Genomic DNA, 18,513 nt, shown 5'->3' with positions numbered 1-18,513 from the left:
TATCAAGGTATTCAAAAACTACATAGCAATAGTCAGATTCCTAAGAAAAAACCTAGAGGAGGTAAGTTAACTTGTGAGGATAAAAAGAGCAATCAAGAATTAGCTAAAATCAGAGTTTTAGGTGAGCATGTAAATCGGAAGCTGAAGGTATTTAAAATTTTGTCCTTCACTTATAGAAATCGTCGAAAAAGATTTAGTTTGAGGTTTAATCTGATTGCTGCTCTCTACAATTACGAGCTTCGTCTTCCCCAAACCGAATTTGCTTAAGCGACTTTTGCAAGAGGTCTATTGAACGCAACCCAATTGAGGGCAAAGCTGCAATTGATTATCTGAAAAAAAGTCGCCAGAATTGGGTAGTTCAAATTGCTACAGATGCTCTGCGTTTAAGAAACTGTGCTGATGTAGAAGCTATAAGTCAGGTTCATCACACCATAGTAATTGACGAACTAGAAAATACCAACTATTTGCTACGCATATTTACTCGTATCAGTCAAGATGTAAACGCAGCTTTAGAACAAAGAAGCAATTACAATCAACGTATAGCTCTTAAAGCTGTGGCAGACAATTTAAATGTACAGTTAGAAAATTTCAATCGTAGTAACAATAAATATGCTTCCTTCTTTCTACCTTTTGCTAGAAGATGGCTGAATATAATCAACAGATATCTGGAAGAACTGGCTATTAAGGTTGAACAAAATAAAGAAATTGACAATCCTTATATTATTGGTGTACCTCTGACATTAGAGCAAGCAATTTTTGTTGGACGCGATGATATCGGTCTACGAATTGAGAAATTACTTTTAGACCGCCGCCGTCCTCCTCTACTACTATACGGTCAGCGACGTATGGGCAAAACTTCCCTACTCAACAACATCGGGAAGTTACTCCCCAATTCCATCATTCCCATGTTTGTAGACTTGCAAGGTCCACTCACATCAGCTAGTGACTACACAGGCTTACTCTACAATCTTGCTAGAGGCATGACAACTTCTGCCAAACAACAAAGCGCGTTAACACTACCATCTCTTACACGGGAAATATTAGCCGATGACCCCTTTACAAAATTTGATGAATGGCTAGACGAAGTAGAACAAACCCTGGAACAAAATACAGTTTTGCTGATGTTAGACGAGTTTGAGAGTTTAGACGCTGCTATTAACAAAGGACGCTTTGACGAAGAGGATGTTTTAGGAATGCTGCGTCACTTAATTCAACATCGTCCTCGCTTCAAGATGTTATTAGCAGGCTCCCATACGATTGAAGAATATCAGCGTTGGGCTAGTTATTTAATTAATGTTCAAGTTGTGCATATCTCCTATTTAAAAGAAGAGGAAGCACGAAAATTAATTGCAGAACCAGTCAAAGATTTTACTCTCCGTTATGAACCTGATGCAGTTGAGCGAGTCCTGCAACTTACCCACTGTCACCCATTCTTAGTACAGCTACTCTGCGGGGAAATTACCGTCTTAAAAAATGAGCAAGATCCTTCTGTTCGTCGCTTGGCAACTTTAGCAGATGTGGAAGCAGCAATACCAGAAGCTTTGCAAAGTGGTGGCTTTTTCTTCGCTGATATTCAAAATAACCAAGTAGATGCAAATGGAGGCGATATTTTACGCTTTATCGCGGCTCAAGGGGAAGGGGCAATTGTCAGCAAGCAAATATTATCACAGCAGTTCCCTGATATGTGGGAAACAACAATTCAACTGTTATTACAACGGGAGTTGATTGAGGAAGTTGCAGAGGGTTATCGCTTTCAAGTAGAGTTAATTCGACGGTGGTTTAATAAACCATCATGAATTGCATTATGTAGGGCTTCCCTGTAGCAACTTCCGCCTTCCCAGAAGCAACTTCCGCCTTCACGTTTCGGTGTTTCGCGCACTCTGATACAACTTCTACGTTCCCGGAAGCAACTTCCGCCTTCACATTTGCGTGTTTCGCGCACTCTGAAACAACTTCTGCCTTCCCTGTAGCAACTTCCGCCTTCACGTTTGCGTGTTTCGCGCACTCTGAAGCAACTTCCGCCTTCACGTTTCGGTGTTTCGCGTACTCTGAAACAACTTCCGTCTTTCCGGAAGCAACTTCCGCCTTCACGTTTGCGTGTTTCGCGTACTTTGAAACAACTTCCGTCTTTACGTTATACCAATTCATCATGACGATCGCAGGCCTGTTAACGCTGCGCTAACGTAATGCAGAAAGAGATGGCTGGAGGTACTCGAAAAAGCGATCGCAAGCGTACTGTCCGTCAAGGCGTGGTTTTGCCGAAGTAAGTAGATGCGATTAAACAGTTCAATTAATGCGATCGCATACATCACTTTTATCTGGGAAGCGATCGCATTAAAATCTATGGTGCAGCTTGCTGCTTTGTCTATTAAATTACTGGTTCCTCATCAACAATTTCGATTATTTTCGGAGTAGGGCCTTCCTCCGGTTCAGTAATAACTACTGGGCTAATATGATGTTTCAGTTTGAGTTTTAATTCATCTGTAATGGGCAACTCTTTAATTTCTTTGAGCAGAAATCTTACAGATTCAGTTTTGCTACGTTCTGTATAGATAAGCTTGAGAATGTTTTCAGTTCCAAATGCTGCTAGATATTCTGCTAAAGCACCTACTAGTCCCAGCAAACCCAAACCTCCTAAAAGACCCAAAGGCCCGCCCAGCGATGAAAGCATAGCAACAACTGCCGCGACACTACCCCCTGATGTAGCTGTTGCAATCACAAAAAGTATACCAGGAAGACCTAAACCAGCAATTTTTTTGATGAGTTCATCCATTGTACTTACCTACAATCTTTAATAAAGTGAAAACATGACCGAGAGAGTTATGACTAATTTCTTTTTTGAAGAAATTAAAAATCTCACTTCTTGCACCTAGCATTAGCGATTATAAAATGTCTGCCATTTGCCTGGTGCAAGATATAAGAAATTTGAATTTAACCCACCAAAAGACTACATAATTCATCGATTTGTTGACTTTTTTCAGAAATCAGTCGATGGGCTATAGCTTGTAGTTGACGAGTATTTTGTAGTTTGATGTTATCTATTTTTTCTAGCTCTCCATCTAAGAATGTTTGAAAGCGATAATAAAAACTTTTAGATTCGCGATCGCTAGGTTCAAACAAGCGTTCTAATTCTCCAGATACCACTTCACTACTACCGTCAAACACAATATTTAAAAGTGGTCTTCCCCATTGCAATAGTCCCCAATTTTTGACTTCTTTGTAAGGGTAGGCACTCGTTAGGGAACCCGTACCTAAAGACACTACTAAAATATCTTCTGTATTGAGGACTTGTTTTGCTTTTTGTTTGCTACTAATTTGTGCTTCTAAAATAGCTAAATGTGCTGGATTATTAGCAAATACCCCACCATCAATTAAAGTATAGACATTACCGCTATTGTAGGAATTTATAGCGCGATGGGGAGCAAAATAAGTCGGGGTGGCACTAGTTGCTAATGCTGCATCTAAGAGCGAAAAACCACTACATAAATTACGGAAATTCTTAGATTCTGTTTGCTGTTTATCTAATTGGTTTGTAAAAAATATCGGAATGCGCTGCTCAATATCGTAACTAGTGACAAAAACTTCTTTAAGATTGTTTTCTAATGGGGCGTGACCAAAATATTGCCGGAAAATTTCTTCTCTGCTTTCGGAAGGATACTTTGGCTGGAGAAATATATCCTCTATTGGGCCAAGTAGTCTTTCAAACAATGGCTCATAAAATATTTCCACTCCATACTCCAGAAATAATTGTGCGAGATCCTCAGCCGTGTATTCAGCTAACGGCAAGTTATCAGATACATCAGAAGCTAATCGAGGTTTTGTGAGTCCGAGTGCCAAAATTCCGCCGCTGGAAGTGCCAGCAATTAAATCAAACAAACTGAATATCGGCTTTTGTGTTCGCCTTTCAATTTCTGATAAGAGGAATGCAGGAATAATGCCCCGAATACCACCTCCATCAATGGCAAGTATTTTATATTGGGGACGGGCTTTTGTATTCATGGTTTCTGGCGATTCCTCCTGAGTTAATGTTTGTGGTTGTGGGATATTTTCAGGAACTTCGGTTTCGTCTTCACGTGATTCGAGAGTTACTAGAGTTGGGATAATTTTAGATTCTTCGCTGTTTGCTTCTGGCTGTTGAATTTCTTGTGGTTGGTCTTCGTTGTCGCTTGCTAACAGTACTGTTGCTGCTAATAAACTTGTAGTTAATGTTGAGATATTTTCTTCAGGAGTAACTGCTGTCTCAATTTGAATTTTGTCTGGAATATCTTCTCGATCGGATGATGGTTCTACAAATGGAACTAAATTAGATGGTTGTGTGGCAAAGGGAATTTCTGCTAACTCCCAACTAGGATCGCCACGAAAATTGCCTTGATAGGACTTTCCAGTTTTATTTTTAACTGTTGTTCCTTCCCCATCATCTAATTTCCAGTAAGCTATTAATCCTTCTTCATCTCCAACGATTAAGCCACAACGATGGGTCTGGATTTGTGCATGAGTACAAGGATAATTCCAAACGCTAATGTTGGCTAATTGTCCTTTAAAATATACTTTTTTGTGTAAAGTTGCGCCTAAAGTTACGGAACTTGTTGCTTTGTTTAAAGATGAACCTCTAAGCGAATCGTTATATTCATTATCATCAAGATGTACAGTTACTTGACCGTTATTAAAAACAATAGCAAAAAAGTGCCATTGTTCTATAGTTAGTTCTCCTTGACCGAAGGTTTTGATACCTTTACTAACAGTTTCATCAATAAAAACATCTAGACTACCGGTTTCACTGATCCCAAATTCAAAATTATCGCTGTATCTTTCTGAAGAACGGGCAAAAAATACGTTGCGCGTTCCGTAACTAGTGGCTTTATTTGTGAGTTGATGTGGATTTATCCATCCTGAAACTGTAAAAGCTGAACTCCCTTGAGCGAAAACACCGCCAATATCGTTTCTGCCAAAATCTATGTAATCATCTACTCCATCAAATGTTAAAACTGGTTGTGTATTTACTATGTCTATCACAATCTTTTCATCTCCAAACATCAATAATTTTTAATTTTTAATTTCCGATAAGGCAATGAATATTAATAAAGTTAATCAGTTAATTTTGCCTATAGAAAGCTATTGCAAAGGTATTTTTAATTAACTGGACGGTGGAGGACAATAAAAATACACAACCTCTAATTTTTATTAGTCAGCAATACTTCTGCGATCGCCTGCGAAATGGGGTAGTTTGGTGAATATATCTCCATCCAAAAAAATTCCCCGACTGGGTTAACTTCGAGGAATATGTGACGACCATCGGGGGTGACGATAATATCTATTGCTCCATAGTTTAAGCCAAATTCAGCCATCAATTTCAGCAATTTTTTCTCAATATCTTCTGGCAATTTGTAAGGTTGCCAATTGTTAGCTAAGGCTTTTCCCTCTTTACGCCAATCATAAGTAGCTCCTTGCAAGCGTTGAGAATCTACTGCGGCTGTAAATACGCGGTGTCCGACAATAGTTGTCCGCAACTCCAACGCCTTTGGCACGTTTTCTTGAAACGTCATCGGACAAAAACGCAGTCCTTCCATATTCTCCAGATCGTTAGCTGTAACTGGAGTGGTAAACACAACGTTTTCTCTCCCCTTATCATCATAGATAGCAAAGGAAGAAAGCATTTTGGTGATGATACCTTGCTGACACTCTTGAGCAAATTGCTGGACTGCTTCGGGATTGTTAGAAGTTAGAGTACGTGGAGTTAAAAGTCCAATTTCCTTGGCAACTTTCAACTGTAGTTGTTTATTATTAGCCCGATCCACATTTGCCATTTTATCGAAGTGGAATCCTGGAAGGCTGGCAATCATACCCCTAACAGTAGCGCGACATTCATTAATTGATGCATCTCTGTATTGTTTGTCCATTGAGTCAGGGAGTTTCTGTCCGTAGCGCATCCGCCGATACCAAACTGAGGATACCTCACTCAAATCGAGCTTCTGTTCGCCATCAGTAATAATTACCCGCTCAGTATCGCTAAAGTAAATATCTAATTTGACTTCGGTGGGATATCTGTCTGTGTCAAACCGAAATGCTTTTTCTCCTCTAGCCTCAATTTCTTTAATTACTAGAGGAATGCTTTCGTTGTCTTTGCTAAACGTAACTATTAATACTGTCATAATTGAGTTGCGCCTAAGATACCCTACAGTAATTGGCTTTCTTAATTACGAATTACGAATTACGAATTACGAATTGGTACAAGAGCATCTGCGATCGCACTCGAAATTGGCAAGTTTAAATCTTTTTCTAACATTCCCCATTCTCCCACAGGGTTGACTTCCAAAAAGACATATTCGCCTGATGGTGTGAGGATGAAATCTAACGAGCCAAACAATAGTCCAAATTTCCCCATAAAGGCTTGCAGATAACGAACTACTTCATCAGGAAGCTGGTGGTGTTGCCATCCGCCAACCTCAACACCTGGTTTACGCCAATCAACTTTGGCTGCTGCATACACCTCTGCATTTAGCGCCCCTACAAAAACATTACCATTTACATACACCACCCGTAATTCCTGCTGCTTCGGAATTTGCTCTTGAAAAACCATTGGGCAATAGCGCAGTGACTCGGCATCTTGTAAGTCTTCTTCTTTGACGGTGCTGGTGTAAAGAAAGAAAGATGAGTTAGCTTCCATACTGTAGGAAAGAGTAGTTAAAAGCTTGCTCACCATTTTGCCGTTGACTTGATGGAAAAACTCTCTTGCTGCTTGGGCTTTGTTAGTGACAAGAGTCTGGGGGATCGCAAAACCTACTTCAGACGCTATCCGCAGTTGACGCAGCTTGTTATTTGCATAATTTATCCGCTCTAAATTATCTATCCAACGAGCTTCTTTGAGGCTGTCCCAAAAACCATCTAAAGTTGCTTTTGATTCTCTAATGCAAGCTTCTCGAAACTTGAGAGCTAATTCTTTGCCTAGTTGTGGTTCCCAAATGCGGCGCAGCCACACAGCTTGCACCTGCTCTGTGCTGATAGAGTGGTTGTCATATTCTATGGTGTGGTAGCTTTTAGACTTGTCAAAATATGCTGTTAATTGCACTTCTAGGGGAAACTTATCGGTGTCTAGACGAAATGGTTGCACCCCTTTTTTTGACAAGGCTTGTGCCACTCTATCTATTGTAAAGAAATCACCACTATGGGTGATTAGTAAAACAACATCACGAGACAAGTGCATAAAACATTTTTATTTGAAAGTTTTATATGAGTTTGTTTGGAAAGTGCTTGGCGATGAATTGCTTTTTACATTCTCGACTTATTAAAGAAATCAAGGATGTAAAGGCGATCGCTTTTATGTTATAGATTCAAATAATATGAAAGCGATCGCCTTCCCAAGAGTAGTTTTTAGTTATTAAATAACTGCCACTCTCTTAACTTCAGATGCAGCTAACTAGATTTAGAAAGTCTCTTCCCAATCGGAAGGATACTTCAAAATAGGGACAGAAGCAGTATCAGACACTTCAGCAACTTGCTCTTCTTCAAAAGCGAGCAAAGAATAGTAATGCTTCGACGTTTGCCCCTTTGACTGTGTTTGTAGACATGGTATCATTCCTTGACTTTGAATCTAGGAGTAGCGGTTATTAAATAACTGCTACTCCCTTAGTCTCAAATGCAGAAGACTAAAATTACTTGTCTTCCAAATCTGAAGGATACTTGAAAGTCCAAGGAATAGAAGGAGTTTCTGTTCCTTCAGTAGCTTGTACTTCCAAGAAACGCGCAAAGAATGGTACTACTGCAACATCCACTGTCTTGGCTGTGTTTGTAGACATGGTGTTTTATCTAAAAAAATCGTTTTTGCAATTAAAGATATATCAGTAATTAAATATGTGTGCAAGGACAGTTAAGACAGTTAAGAAGCAATTTTTTTAAGAAAGTTAAGAAAGTTAAGCGGACAAGGAAAAAATATTTAATAATTATTAATATTATGTAACTTATCTAGTAGTTTCGTAGGGTGCGTTATGGACGAAAGTCTTAACGCAGCGAACATCATTGACGGTGTTGTACTCTTGGCGATCGCGCAGCCTACCAAATTGAATTTTAGAGCTTTTCTTTTGTATGTGAAGCGATCGCCAGATTTTTTCCTAATAACAAATACAATTACCAAGTTTTTGTAATAGGATAGCTTGTATTGATTGACTGATAAAACAAAGAGTAGTCTGATTAAACCAGTAATATGGTTTTCACGTTGTAAATACATTGGAGTCAATGAAAGAGGAAAGTTTTTCAGCCTCGCAAATCCTCGTTCCATTAAGTACTCATCTCTATAGACACGAACTGCTTGTTTTAAACTCAATTCAGTGTTAGATACTTCCTTGCTTGTTAAAGGACATAAATAAAAATCTCCGCCTACTACCTTTGAGAAGCTACAAGCTAATCAAGTTACTCAAAATATTTCAGTAATATTATTAACTGCAAAGACCCAGGCTGCTGACCGTCGGCGTTACGCTCACAAAGGGATAACAGCAGCGAAACCATTCAATCCTTTATAATTAGCAGGTCAAATTGCTGTGGCTCTGGGCTGGAGCCTTGACTAAAATAGTGCTGAGTGCTGAGTTTTAGCTAACTGTTAATTAACCCTACAATCCAAAATTCTGACGCGATACGTCGTTGACAATAGACTTGATATAACCTCACAACTTCCTCAAATTGTTGACCTATAACGATAGGTATAGAATTCAGGAGCAACAAGACAGCCCCAGATTTGAAGAATCGCAACAGAATAAAGTTTTCAGATAGAACAAAGAGTAACTATATTTCTGTCAGCCAATGCATTAACAATATAAGTCGATGCAAAAAGTATAACGGGTATCTAGCAACATATTCGTACCGCATAAATACTTAAAAAATTTAAAAAAATGGACTCTCAAACAGTCAGTAAAAAAAATCAATATGCAAAAAGTACGCCCAAAGAGCATCCTAGCGGTGATAAACGCTTCAAAATACTTGATGTAACCATGAAGCGCCATCAATATCAGCAGGATGCACTTATAGAAGTCTTGCATAAAGCACAAGAACTTTTTGGCTATTTAGAAAATGACCTATTACATTACATCGCTCACAACCTAAAACTACCGCCCAGCCGTGTTTATGGTGTAGCAACTTTTTATCATCTCTTTTCCTTAGCACCGAAAGGCGTGCATAGTTGTGTTGTGTGTACGGGTACAGCTTGTTACGTCAAAGGTGCAGCAAATTTACTAACAACTGTAGAAAAGTGCGCCAAAATTCATGCTGGCGAAACAACCCCAAATGGTGAACTTTCAGTTTTAACAGCTAGATGTTTGGGTGCTTGTGGTATTGCACCTGCAATTGTCTTTGATGGTAATGTGTGCGGACACCAGACACCAGAGTTAGTTACCGAACAAATAGAAGGATGGCTCAAACATGGATCTAGCTGAACTACAACAAATAGCTCAGAAAGAACGCGCTAACTCTAAGCCTATTCGCGTTCGTTGCTGTATGGCGGCTGGCTGTTTGTCATCTGGTGCTGTTGCAGTTAAAGAAAGTTTAGAAAAGACAACAGCAGAAGCCGGACTGGCAGATAAAGTAGAAATTTGCAGTGTTGGTTGTATGGGTTTGTGTTGTCAAGGCCCTCTAGTACAAGTTGATAGCCCAGAAGTACAAAACCTTACACCTTTACTATACGAAAAAGTAACTTTAGAAAATGCTTCTGCAATTGTCGCTGAATTAAACGGCGATGAAGCTAAGATTCAACAAGGAAATTTAAACCAGCCATTTTTTACCAAGCAACTACCCATTGTTCTAGAAAATAGCGGTAAAGTCGATCCGGAACGCATTGAATCTTACATTGCTGCTGATGGCTATCAAGCACTTTATCATGTACTACGAGATAAAACACCCACTGAAATAGTAGACGCTATTACTCGTAGTGGGTTACGCGGAAGAGGTGGTGGAGGTTATCCCACGGGGGTAAAATGGGCAACTGTAGCCAAAGCGAGGGGAGAACGCAAGTTTGTCATCTGCAACGCCGACGAAGGCGATCCCGGTGCATTTATGGATCGGAGTGTATTAGAAAGCGATCCGCATCGGGTTTTAGAAGGAATGGCGATCGCAGCTTATGCTGTAGGTGCAAGTCAAGGTTACATTTATATTCGTGCTGAATACCCCATCGCTATCAACCGTTTGCAAATTGCCATTCGCCAAGCCCAACGCCTCGGTTTATTAGGAAGTAATATTTTTGACTCACCTTTTGATTTTAAAATAGATATTCGCATAGGTGCGGGAGCTTATGTTTGTGGGGAAGAAACCGCTTTAATGGCATCTATTGAAGGTAAACGCGGTACACCTCGCCCGCGTCCACCTTATCCAGCGGAGAGTGGTTTGTGGGGATTTCCAACTTTAATTAACAACGTCGAAACATACGCTAACGTCCCTTGGATTATTCGCAAAGGTGCAGATGTATTCGCCAGCATTGGTACAGAAAAAAGCAAAGGTACAAAAGTTTTTGCCCTAGCTGGAAAAATCCAAAACACAGGAATCATAGAAGTGCCAATGGGAACAACCCTGCGGCAAATTGTCGAAGAAATGGGCGGTGGTGTGCCAGATGGCGGTATAGCCAAAGCAGTGCAAACAGGCGGCCCCTCTGGAGGATGCATTCCTGCCTCAGCTTTTGATAGCCCGGTAGATTACGAATCTCTGAGTCAACTAGGTTCCATCATGGGTTCCGGTGGCATGATTGTCATGGACGAAACTACCAACATGGTGGATGTTGCCAAGTTTTTTATGGAATTTTGCATGGATGAGTCTTGCGGTAAGTGCATTCCCTGTCGTGTCGGAACGGTGCAACTGTATCAATTATTAACTAAAATCTGCGAAGGTAAAGCCTCGTTTGCTGACTTAGAACTGCTGGAGGAACTTTGTGACATGGTGAAGCATACAAGTTTGTGCGGTTTGGGACAGTCAGCACCAAATCCAGTATTTAGTACCTTACGTTATTTCCGGGATGAGTATTTAACCTTAATTAAGTAAAAGCTCTGTTTTCAATCGCAGGTAAGCAAGTGTCTGCCAAAATTTTCTTGAGTATTGGGGTATTGCTAGCGATCGCCTTACTCATTTTAGTCATTTTACAAATTTTGTTTATAAATAACCTCATCAGACAACAGTAATGGCAGTAAAAACATTAACAATCAACGAGCAATTAATCAGCGCCCGTGAAGAAGAAACCATTCTCCAAGCAGCGCAAGAGACGGGGATTCACATTCCAACTTTGTGTCACCTGCAAGGAGTTACAGATGTTGGGGCCTGTCGGCTTTGTTTAGTAGAAATTGCTGGTAATAATAAACTTCAACCTGCTTGCGTGACGAAAGTTACTGAAGGTATGGAAGTCCAGACAAATAGCGATCGCCTGCAAAAATATCGTCGCATAATTATCGAAATGCTGTTTGCAGAAGGCAATCACATTTGCTCTGTTTGTGTTGCCAATGGTAATTGCGAATTGCAAGATTTAGCAATTGAAATGGGTATGGATCGCGTGCAGTTGGAGTACCAATTTCCCAATCGCAAAGTCGATGTTTCTCACGATCGCTTTGGCATTGACCACAACCGTTGTGTTCTTTGCACTCGTTGCGTGCGTGTTTGTGATGAAATTGAAGGAGCGCATACTTGGGATATGGCGGGACGCGGTAGCCATTCTCATGTCATCACCGATTTAAATCAGCCTTGGGGAACTTCCGAGACTTGTACTTCCTGCGGCAAATGCGTTAATGCTTGTCCCACAGGTGCGCTTTTTAACCAAGGTTCCGGCGTAGGTGAAATGAAACGCGATCGCGCCAAACTTGATTTTCTAGTGACAGCACGGGAGAAACAACAATGGCTTGTTTAACCATTGTTAGTGAATTAGCATAACAAGCGAGGTAAAGCTAATGTTACGCCGCATCTTCAAAATCTTTTGGTGGCTTTTATTGCTGGGAATATTAACAATATATATATACCTAGGTTTAGCAAGTTTTACATCTCAACAGGTGATTGCTGCTGTTATTCAATTAGAAGAAGGGCCAGGAGAAATCCTTTATCGCTCACAACAAAGATTAAATGATGAATTGGGAAACTATTGGCAGGTTGTCTTGTTTAAGCAAATTCATTCTAATAGCAATAAAATATCTTCAATAAATCTCAGATTAGTAGGATTCCCCGGCTCTCAAGAACTAGTCCATCCTCTACCCCTAAAGATTACTAGCGATACAGGTAAAGTACTGACTGCTCCTGATATTTTTCTAGATGAAGCACCAGCACCAACCATCGGTCAATATGACTTCAAGGATGTTTTGCCTCAATTGCCAACTAAAGATTTGTTGATTGGTATACCTGTAGGTAGACAAAACTTTATCAATCTTTCAATCCCCAAATATGTTGTGCAGGAATGGCAAGAGGTTGCAATAAAGTCCTAAATCCTAATATCAAAATTTATTTGTCTCCATCCATACACTGAGAAAAAAAGAAAATGGCTCGTTTAAAATTAGCAACGGTTTGGCTAGGTGGCTGTTCTGGCTGCCATATGTCTTTTTTGGATTTGGACGAATGGCTGATTTATTTAGCAGAACAAGTGGATTTAGTTTTTAGTCCCTTTGCTGATGCTAAAGAATATCCTCAAGGAGTGGATGTGGTGTTAGTCGAGGGCGCAGTTGCTAATGAAGAACACCTGCAAATGATTCAGACGGTCAGAGAGCGATCGCAAATTCTTGTTTCCTTTGGTGATTGTGCTGTGATTGGTAATGTCACCGCTTTACGCAATCCTTTAGGTAGTGCCGAACCTGTCCTTCAGCGTTGTTACGTAGAAGCAGCAGATATTCACGGCACAATTCCCTATGAACCCGGTATCGTACCAACTTTACTAGATCGGGTAATACCAGTTCATACAGTAGTTCCAGTTGATATTTATTTGCCAGGTTGCCCACCTTCAGCAACTCGGATTAAAGCAGTATTAGAGCCACTGTTAAGAGGAGAAAAACCACAGCTAGAAGGACGTGAATTTATCAAGTTTGGTTAACTTCACTAGTTAATCAAATTCTTTACTTAAGTTTTTTGTAGCAGATTTAGAGGTAATTTATAAAGTGACCCTGAAATTGTCGGGTGCTTATGGCAACGCTTAACGCACCCATAAATTAGAAATTAAATTCATAACTTATCATTTGATTCCTCACAAGTTCCTCAAGTTTTTTTCCTAATTTAAGAGTAGAGCCAAGTGCTTCATTGTCTATTGCCTATTGCCCGATCCCAACAATAATTATTTACGCCCAACGACTAAATACTATTGAGTAATTAGGAGAAAAATTTATGACTACTTTCAAAAGGATACAACATCAACTTCGTCATATCTTCATAGGTTTACAACAAGTGATTCAATACATAGCAAAGGCAGTTACTAGAATTTTTGCTCCAACTGATGACCAATATCCAGGAACAGGGGTTCAACCATTTACAGGAGAACCTGCTGATAAAAAACAAAAGTACTAACATTAGTCATGAGAAAAGTAATTATCGATCCTGTTACCCGAATTGAAGGACATGCCAAAATCACTATTTACCTAGATGATACAGGACAAGTCAGCGATGCTCGCTTTCACGTTACAGAATTTCGGGGATTTGAAAAGTTCTGCGAAGGTCGCCCCCTATGGGAAATGCCAGGAATTACAGCGCGTATTTGTGGCATTTGTCCTGTGAGTCACTTATTAGCTTCTGCCAAAGCAGGCGATCGCATCCTTGCAGTGACAATTCCCAAAGCAGCTGAAAAACTACGCCGTCTAATGAATTTAGGACAAATTATCCAATCCCATGCCTTGAGTTTCTTCCACCTCAGTGCCCCAGATTTATTATTAGGAATGGATAGCGATCCCCAAAAGCGCAATGTATTTGGCTTAATTGCTGCTGAACCGGAACTTGCGCGTGGAGGAATCCGTTTGCGTCAATTTGGACAAGAAATTATTGAACAATTGGGAGGACGGAAAATACACCCAACATGGGCGGTTCCTGGTGGTGTGCGCGAAGCTTTATCTGAAGAAGGACGCACCCATATTCAGAACCGCATCCCAGAAGCACGTACCACAATCTTAGATGCACTGGGTAGATTTAAACGCCTACTTAATGACTACCAAGCAGAAGCGCAAACCTTTGGGAATTTTCCTAGCTTATTTATGGGGTTAGTCACTCCCGATGGTTTGTGGGAGAACTACGACGGACATATTCGTTTTGTAGATAGTGCCGGGAATATCATTGCCGATAAACTCGATCCCACTCATTATCAAGAATTTATCGGTGAAGCAGTTCAACCAGATTCCTATTTAAAATCTCCCTACTATCGTCCTTTAGGTTATCCCGAAGCGAGCGATCGCTGTCGTTTAGATAGTGGTATTTATCGGGTGGGGCCTTTAGCACGTCTGAATATTTGCAGTCACATTGGTACACCTTTAGCTGATGCGGAGTTGAAAGAATTTAGAGACAGAGGTCAAGGCACAGTTACCTCATCATTTTTCTATCACTACGCCCGCTTAATTGAAATTCTGGCATCAATTGAGCGCATTGAAATTTTACTAGATGACTCAGATTTACTATCAAATCGACTGCGTGCTGATGCTGGCATTAATCAATTAGAAGGAGTGGGCGTGAGTGAAGCACCACGCGGGACATTGTTTCACCATTATCAAGTTGATGAAAACGGCTTAATTCAAAAAGTAAATTTAGTAATTGCCACCGGTCAGAATAATTTAGCAATGAATCGTACAGTTGCACAAATTGCACGGCATTTTTTTCATGGTTCAGAAATTCTTGAAGGGATGTTAAATCGAGTTGAAGCAGGAATTCGAGCTTTTGACCCTTGTTTGAGTTGTTCGACTCATGCAGCAGGACAAATGCCGTTGCATATTCAATTAGTAGCAGCAGATGGAAATGTCACTGATGAAGCTTGGCGGGATTAATAATACTAAATCTGCATTTTTGCTGCCAAACTCCACTTTTTTACCACAGTCTTAGCCTTCTTTAGACAAAGCCTTTTCTTCTTTGCCAAATTTTCAGCCCTTCAAACCACAAAATACTAAACAGCCCAGAGGCGAGACTAACTATTAAATCATCAAAATGTAGAAAAGAGAAGCGAAATAGATGTCGCAGCAAAGGAACATAAAGTACCAATCCCAGAAATACCACACCACCACCCAGTACCCACCATAATGCTGGATTTGGGGTACGTAACATTTCAGGGATAGTGCGCGACCAAGAACGATTCGTGAGAATCATACTTAAGTTAGAAACAATTAGAGTCGTAAAAGCAAGGGCACGCGCATCTAGTTCTCCATGTCCAGAGTAAAAAGCAATAGCAAATACTAGCAGCAATACTACCAATACACTTACCCCTTGCAGCAATGCTAATCGCAAAGTGTGACGGTTAAATAATGGTTGTTTGGGATTGCGAGGCGGGCGGTTCATGATATTGCTTTCTTCTGGTTCTGCCTCGAACACCACTGTACAAGCAGGATCGATAATTAAATGTAGGAAGGCTATGTGAATCGGCAACAGCACCAGTGGCCAGTGAAACATCACGGGAATCAGCGACATGCCAGCAATCGGAACGTGAACTGCCAAAGTATAAGCCATACCTTTTTTAAGATTGTCAAATACCCGTCGCCCTAATCGAACCGATCGCACAATAGAAGAAAAGTCATCATTTAAAAGCACTAAGTCCGCAGACTCACGGGCTACATCTGTACCCCGTTCGCCCATTGCAATGCCAATATGAGCTGATTTTAAAGCAGGAGCATCGTTTACTCCATCCCCAGTCATGGCAACAATTTCACCATATCGCTTGAGGGCATTCACAATTAACAATTTTTGCTCAGGAACTACTCGTGCAAATATATTCACAGTTTGAATGCGAGTTAGTAACTCACTCTCTGTCATTTGCTCTAGTTTCGTTCCAGCGATCGCTTCTGTTGATGGTTGCAATCCAATTTGACGAGCAATATTTTGGGCTGTCGCTGGATAATCACCTGTAATCATGACTACGCGAATACCAGCGTGATAACACTCGGCAATTGCCAAAGCAACGGTAGGACGCACTGGATCGGCCATACCTACCAATCCCAAAAATTGAAACTCAAAATCATGTTGTTTGTCTGGGAGGATATTCTGTTGTTTGTCAGATTTATGTCTTCCTATGGCTTTTGCTACACCCAAAACGCGCAAACCTGCGGTAGCCATTGTACTAATATGCTTTTCTAAGTCTTGCATTTGCTGGATATCAAAGTGACAAAGGTCAGCGATCGCTTCTGGTGCGCCTTTGGCAGCAATTATCAATTTCCCCTCTGGAGATTGCCAAACACACGACATCGCTAACAATTTACCTGACAAAGGATACTCGCGCAGTATTTCCCAATCGTAATGTAAATGCTCAGTTTTTGCTAAATAGTCATCGCCAACTTGCTTGAGGGCTTTTTCCATTGGGTCAAAGGGATCTTTGCGACTTGCCAAAATGCCAAACTCTATTAACTCATGAAAGGCTTCGGGAAGGGGTTCTCGTTCATGCAGGGTAACATCATAAAAATGAGGAGATGGCTGATAGACAAACAGCTGTTGAATAGACATGCAATTAAAAGTCAGCGTTCCTGTTTTATCTACACATAGGACAGTAGCTGAACCCAATGTCTCAACTACAGGTATGCGACGAGTCAAAACTTTAGCCAACGAAAATCTCCAAGCACCCAAAGCCAAAAAGATTGCCAGCACTACAGGAATTTCATTAGGTAAAATTGCCATTGCCAATGCCAATCCTGCCAGAAATCCTTGTAGCCAATCACTCCTAGTGATTCCGTAAATAACGATAACCGCAATGCAGATAGCGATCGCCACAATAGTCAGCTTGCCAACAATGCGTCGGGTTTCCTTTTCTAGAACCGTGTCTTCTGGTTCCACTGTTTGCAAGGCTTTGCCAATCTTACCCATTTCTGTACGCAGACCTGTGGCATAGACTTGAGCAATACCTTGACCTTGCACAACTAATGTTCCAGAATACACAAACGGGAAATCGTCACCACCTGGTCGATGCTTTCTGGATGGTTGTGTGGCGAGTTCCAACTCTAAACTATCTTCTACTGCTCGTTTCCGTACAGGTAAAGATTCACCTGTTAGCAAAGACTCATCTACACTCAACTGAGTAGACCATAGCACAACAGCATCAGCAGACACTCTATCGCCTTCAGCAAGAACAACAATATCTCCACTTACAACTTCCCGTCCAGCAATTCGTTGGCGTTCTCCATCTCGAATCACCAACGCACGCGGACTGGAGAGATCGCGTAAAGCTTCCAATGATTTTTCAGTTTTTTGCTCTTGGTATAAGTTTATGCCAACAATCAAGAAAACAAAACCCAGCAGAATTAAGGCTTCTTGAGCATCACCGAGAAACAAATAAATCGCACCACAGCCTACCAGTAGTAAGAAAATTGGCTCTTGTATGCTTTCAAGGGCAATCTTCCACATGCTACGGTTTTGAGTAGATGGCAGTTCGTTATATCCTGCTTGCTTGAGGCGAACAGAGGCTTCTGATTCAGATAACCCAGAAATAGAGTTGATTTCGATTTGATGAGCCATTGAATTTTACCGTTTCGTTATCAGTACGCATTGAAGGCGAAAATTGTCTTCTCCTGAAAGTTTGCAATACTGGGATTGAGATCCCGAACGACGAACTAACTCGAATCTTTGACAAATTCTATCGAATACCTCAAATTGACCGCTGGAGCCAAGGCGGAACAGATCTAGGACTAGCATTAATCAAAAAAAATGACTAGCTTATTTAGGTGGTTCTATTTGGGCGGAAAGTAGCTCAGGGCAAACTTGCTTTACGGTGCAATTACCTTTTATAACTAATCAACCGGATTTGATATCATAGAGCGCTCTCACAACTGAAGCATCAGCAGTGGGACAGATGCAAAAGCTCAACTTTTGGCAGACTCTTTGCATTGCAGAATTTTCAGCTAGGATTTCGGCGCTAATTAGCGTTAACTGTTCATCACGACCAACTTGCAGTAACCTTTTAAGTAACTCGGTTCCTAAACCTTGACATTGGTAGCGATCGCTAACTAACATTGCAAATTCAGCTTCATTTGTACCGTGCAATTTACTTAGCCTACCAATAGCTAAAAGTTCATGTTCTTCAGTTTGTGGATTTTGATAGTCTGCTACCAGCGCCATTTCTCGGTCATACCCCTCTTCTGTCACTTTCCGGATAGAATGAATAGAATAAAGGAAAAATAGAACTCTACAAGGTAAGTAGAGCAATGGATGTAGAATTACAAATCCTGAAACATCTGCCAAGGGATGCCCAGCCAACAGTTGCGCTCGTAGATGCATATTGTGCAGAGTACAAAGACCTGTTTAAAGAAGTAAGAAATTATGAATGCTTCAAATATTTACATTTAGGGATAATTTCACCAATAAAAAGAAAATCATTACCAGAAATAGCGAAAGTAGTAAGTATAAACTCGGCAC

Annotated in this window: 19 protein-coding genes and 2 pseudogenes; 12 read left to right on the top strand and 9 right to left on the bottom strand. The window is 40.7% G+C overall.

The window, feature by feature from the left end:
* Together I8752_RS34670 and I8752_RS34665 are read left to right on the top strand one after the other, a co-directional pair.
* On the top strand, positions 1 to 267 hold a 267-nt coding region (locus I8752_RS34670), incomplete at its 5' end, for a transposase family protein (protein ID WP_318780934.1).
* Between the two features lie 197 nt (positions 268 to 464).
* A complete protein-coding gene (locus tag I8752_RS34665; protein WP_225896096.1) occupies positions 465 to 1,796 on the top strand; it encodes an AAA family ATPase in 1,332 nt (443 codons plus the stop codon).
* Here I8752_RS34665 and I8752_RS34660 read toward each other — a convergent pair.
* From I8752_RS34660 to I8752_RS34630, 7 genes are all read right to left on the bottom strand, one after another.
* The gene (locus tag I8752_RS34660; RefSeq protein WP_225896095.1) at positions 1,780 to 2,151 is read right to left on the bottom strand and encodes a DUF4097 family beta strand repeat-containing protein; all 372 of its coding nucleotides are present in this window, start codon (positions 2,149 to 2,151) and stop codon (positions 1,780 to 1,782) included. The two genes, I8752_RS34665 and I8752_RS34660, sit on opposite strands and share 17 nt — an antisense overlap.
* Positions 2,148 to 2,312: a hypothetical protein gene (locus tag I8752_RS34655; RefSeq protein WP_214436683.1), complete on the bottom strand. Its 165-nt coding sequence runs from the start codon at positions 2,310 to 2,312 to the stop codon at positions 2,148 to 2,150. Before I8752_RS34655 ends, I8752_RS34660 begins: the two co-directional genes overlap by 4 nt.
* A gap of 56 nt (positions 2,313 to 2,368) precedes the next feature.
* Entirely contained in the window at positions 2,369 to 2,773 is a 405-nt protein-coding gene (locus tag I8752_RS34650) for a hypothetical protein (RefSeq protein WP_214436682.1), read from the bottom strand.
* A 158-nt stretch (positions 2,774 to 2,931) separates the two neighbouring features.
* Positions 2,932 to 5,013, bottom strand: a complete 2,082-nt coding sequence (locus I8752_RS34645) for a patatin-like phospholipase family protein (RefSeq protein ID WP_214436681.1) — start codon at positions 5,011 to 5,013, stop codon at positions 2,932 to 2,934.
* A 158-nt stretch (positions 5,014 to 5,171) separates the two neighbouring features.
* Positions 5,172 to 6,149, bottom strand: a complete 978-nt coding sequence (locus I8752_RS34640; RefSeq protein ID WP_214436680.1) for an MvdD family ATP-grasp ribosomal peptide maturase — start codon at positions 6,147 to 6,149, stop codon at positions 5,172 to 5,174.
* A 59-nt stretch (positions 6,150 to 6,208) separates the two neighbouring features.
* Positions 6,209 to 7,201, bottom strand: coding sequence for an MvdC family ATP-grasp ribosomal peptide maturase (locus I8752_RS34635; RefSeq protein ID WP_214436679.1), 993 nt, complete (start codon positions 7,199 to 7,201; stop codon positions 6,209 to 6,211).
* Positions 7,202 to 7,649: 448 nt separating this feature from the next.
* Positions 7,650 to 7,793, bottom strand: coding sequence for a microviridin/marinostatin family tricyclic proteinase inhibitor (locus tag I8752_RS34630; protein ID WP_214436678.1), 144 nt, complete (start codon positions 7,791 to 7,793; stop codon positions 7,650 to 7,652).
* Between the two features lie 189 nt (positions 7,794 to 7,982).
* Here I8752_RS34630 and I8752_RS34625 point away from each other — a divergent pair, with 189 nt between their 5' ends.
* The 8 genes from I8752_RS34625 (at position 7,983) to I8752_RS34590 (ending at position 14,951) form a co-directional block, all read left to right on the top strand.
* Positions 7,983 to 8,138 (top strand): hypothetical protein, encoded by a 156-nt coding sequence (locus tag I8752_RS34625; RefSeq protein ID WP_214436677.1) that lies wholly within the window; start codon positions 7,983 to 7,985, stop codon positions 8,136 to 8,138.
* 741 nt (positions 8,139 to 8,879) lie between these two features.
* On the top strand, positions 8,880 to 9,419 hold the full coding sequence (hoxE, locus tag I8752_RS34620) for a bidirectional hydrogenase complex protein HoxE (RefSeq protein WP_214436676.1): 540 nt from the start codon (positions 8,880 to 8,882) through the stop codon (positions 9,417 to 9,419).
* Entirely contained in the window at positions 9,406 to 11,010 is a 1,605-nt protein-coding gene (locus I8752_RS34615; protein WP_214436675.1) for a NuoF family protein, read from the top strand. The genes hoxE and I8752_RS34615 overlap by 14 nt, the downstream gene beginning before the upstream one ends.
* A 136-nt stretch (positions 11,011 to 11,146) precedes the next feature.
* Complete coding sequence (gene hoxU, locus I8752_RS34610) at positions 11,147 to 11,863, top strand: bidirectional hydrogenase complex protein HoxU (protein ID WP_214436674.1); 717 nt, start codon at positions 11,147 to 11,149, stop codon at positions 11,861 to 11,863.
* 40 nt (positions 11,864 to 11,903) lie between these two features.
* Positions 11,904 to 12,428, top strand: coding sequence for a DUF3122 domain-containing protein (locus I8752_RS34605; protein ID WP_214436673.1), 525 nt, complete (start codon positions 11,904 to 11,906; stop codon positions 12,426 to 12,428).
* A 53-nt stretch (positions 12,429 to 12,481) separates the two neighbouring features.
* Positions 12,482 to 13,027, top strand: coding sequence for an NADH-quinone oxidoreductase subunit B family protein (locus tag I8752_RS34600; RefSeq protein ID WP_214436672.1), 546 nt, complete (start codon positions 12,482 to 12,484; stop codon positions 13,025 to 13,027).
* 287 nt (positions 13,028 to 13,314) lie between these two features.
* Positions 13,315 to 13,494 (top strand): hypothetical protein, encoded by a 180-nt coding sequence (locus I8752_RS34595; protein WP_214436671.1) that lies wholly within the window; start codon positions 13,315 to 13,317, stop codon positions 13,492 to 13,494.
* Positions 13,495 to 13,502: 8 nt separating this feature from the next.
* Entirely contained in the window at positions 13,503 to 14,951 is a 1,449-nt protein-coding gene (locus I8752_RS34590) for a Ni/Fe hydrogenase subunit alpha (RefSeq protein ID WP_214436670.1), read from the top strand.
* Between the two features lie 61 nt (positions 14,952 to 15,012).
* Here the strand turns inward: I8752_RS34590 and I8752_RS34585 are convergent, their stop codons facing one another.
* On the bottom strand, positions 15,013 to 17,616 hold the full coding sequence (locus I8752_RS34585; protein WP_214436669.1) for a cation-translocating P-type ATPase: 2,604 nt from the start codon (positions 17,614 to 17,616) through the stop codon (positions 15,013 to 15,015).
* Between I8752_RS34585 and I8752_RS34580 the strand changes: the two genes are divergently transcribed.
* Positions 17,616 to 17,813: an ATP-binding protein gene (locus I8752_RS34580; RefSeq protein WP_214436668.1), complete on the top strand. Its 198-nt coding sequence runs from the start codon at positions 17,616 to 17,618 to the stop codon at positions 17,811 to 17,813. The genes I8752_RS34585 and I8752_RS34580 overlap by 1 nt on opposite strands.
* A 79-nt stretch (positions 17,814 to 17,892) precedes the next feature.
* Here the strand turns inward: I8752_RS34580 and I8752_RS34575 are convergent.
* Positions 17,893 to 18,228: pseudogene (locus I8752_RS34575) on the bottom strand (GNAT family N-acetyltransferase); the annotation flags it as partial.
* 74 nt (positions 18,229 to 18,302) lie between these two features.
* Here I8752_RS34575 and I8752_RS34570 point away from each other — a divergent pair.
* Positions 18,303 to 18,513 (top strand): annotated as a pseudogene (locus tag I8752_RS34570) (IS701 family transposase); the annotation flags it as partial.

Origin of the sequence: Dendronalium phyllosphericum CENA369, assembly GCF_016056275.1 — a bacterium.
Lineage (GTDB): Bacteria > Cyanobacteriota > Cyanobacteriia > Cyanobacteriales > Nostocaceae > Dendronalium > Dendronalium phyllosphericum.
Note: the sequence above shows the minus strand (reverse complement) of the source record. Positions and strands in the feature narration are given on the sequence as shown.

Bases quoted from the DNA above. Each gene is read 5' to 3' on its own strand.
- I8752_RS34630 (WP_214436678.1), bottom strand. From the start codon at position 7,793: ATGTCTACAAACACAGCCAAGACAGTGGATGTTGCAGTAGTACCATTC.
- I8752_RS34615 (WP_214436675.1), top strand. From the start codon at position 9,406: ATGGATCTAGCTGAACTACAACAAATAGCTCAGAAAGAACGCGCTAAC.
- I8752_RS34660 (WP_225896095.1), bottom strand. From the start codon at position 2,151: ATGATGAATTGGTATAACGTAAAGACGGAAGTTGTTTCAAAGTACGCG.
- I8752_RS34650 (WP_214436682.1), bottom strand. From the start codon at position 2,773: ATGGATGAACTCATCAAAAAAATTGCTGGTTTAGGTCTTCCTGGTATA.
- hoxU (WP_214436674.1), top strand. From the start codon at position 11,147: ATGGCAGTAAAAACATTAACAATCAACGAGCAATTAATCAGCGCCCGT.
- I8752_RS34605 (WP_214436673.1), top strand. From the start codon at position 11,904: ATGTTACGCCGCATCTTCAAAATCTTTTGGTGGCTTTTATTGCTGGGA.
- I8752_RS34635 (WP_214436679.1), bottom strand. From the start codon at position 7,201: ATGCACTTGTCTCGTGATGTTGTTTTACTAATCACCCATAGTGGTGAT.
- I8752_RS34595 (WP_214436671.1), top strand. From the start codon at position 13,315: ATGACTACTTTCAAAAGGATACAACATCAACTTCGTCATATCTTCATA.
- I8752_RS34625 (WP_214436677.1), top strand. From the start codon at position 7,983: ATGGACGAAAGTCTTAACGCAGCGAACATCATTGACGGTGTTGTACTC.
- hoxE (WP_214436676.1), top strand. From the start codon at position 8,880: ATGGACTCTCAAACAGTCAGTAAAAAAAATCAATATGCAAAAAGTACG.
- I8752_RS34600 (WP_214436672.1), top strand. From the start codon at position 12,482: ATGGCTCGTTTAAAATTAGCAACGGTTTGGCTAGGTGGCTGTTCTGGC.
- I8752_RS34640 (WP_214436680.1), bottom strand. From the start codon at position 6,149: ATGACAGTATTAATAGTTACGTTTAGCAAAGACAACGAAAGCATTCCT.
- I8752_RS34585 (WP_214436669.1), bottom strand. From the start codon at position 17,616: ATGGCTCATCAAATCGAAATCAACTCTATTTCTGGGTTATCTGAATCA.
- I8752_RS34590 (WP_214436670.1), top strand. From the start codon at position 13,503: ATGAGAAAAGTAATTATCGATCCTGTTACCCGAATTGAAGGACATGCC.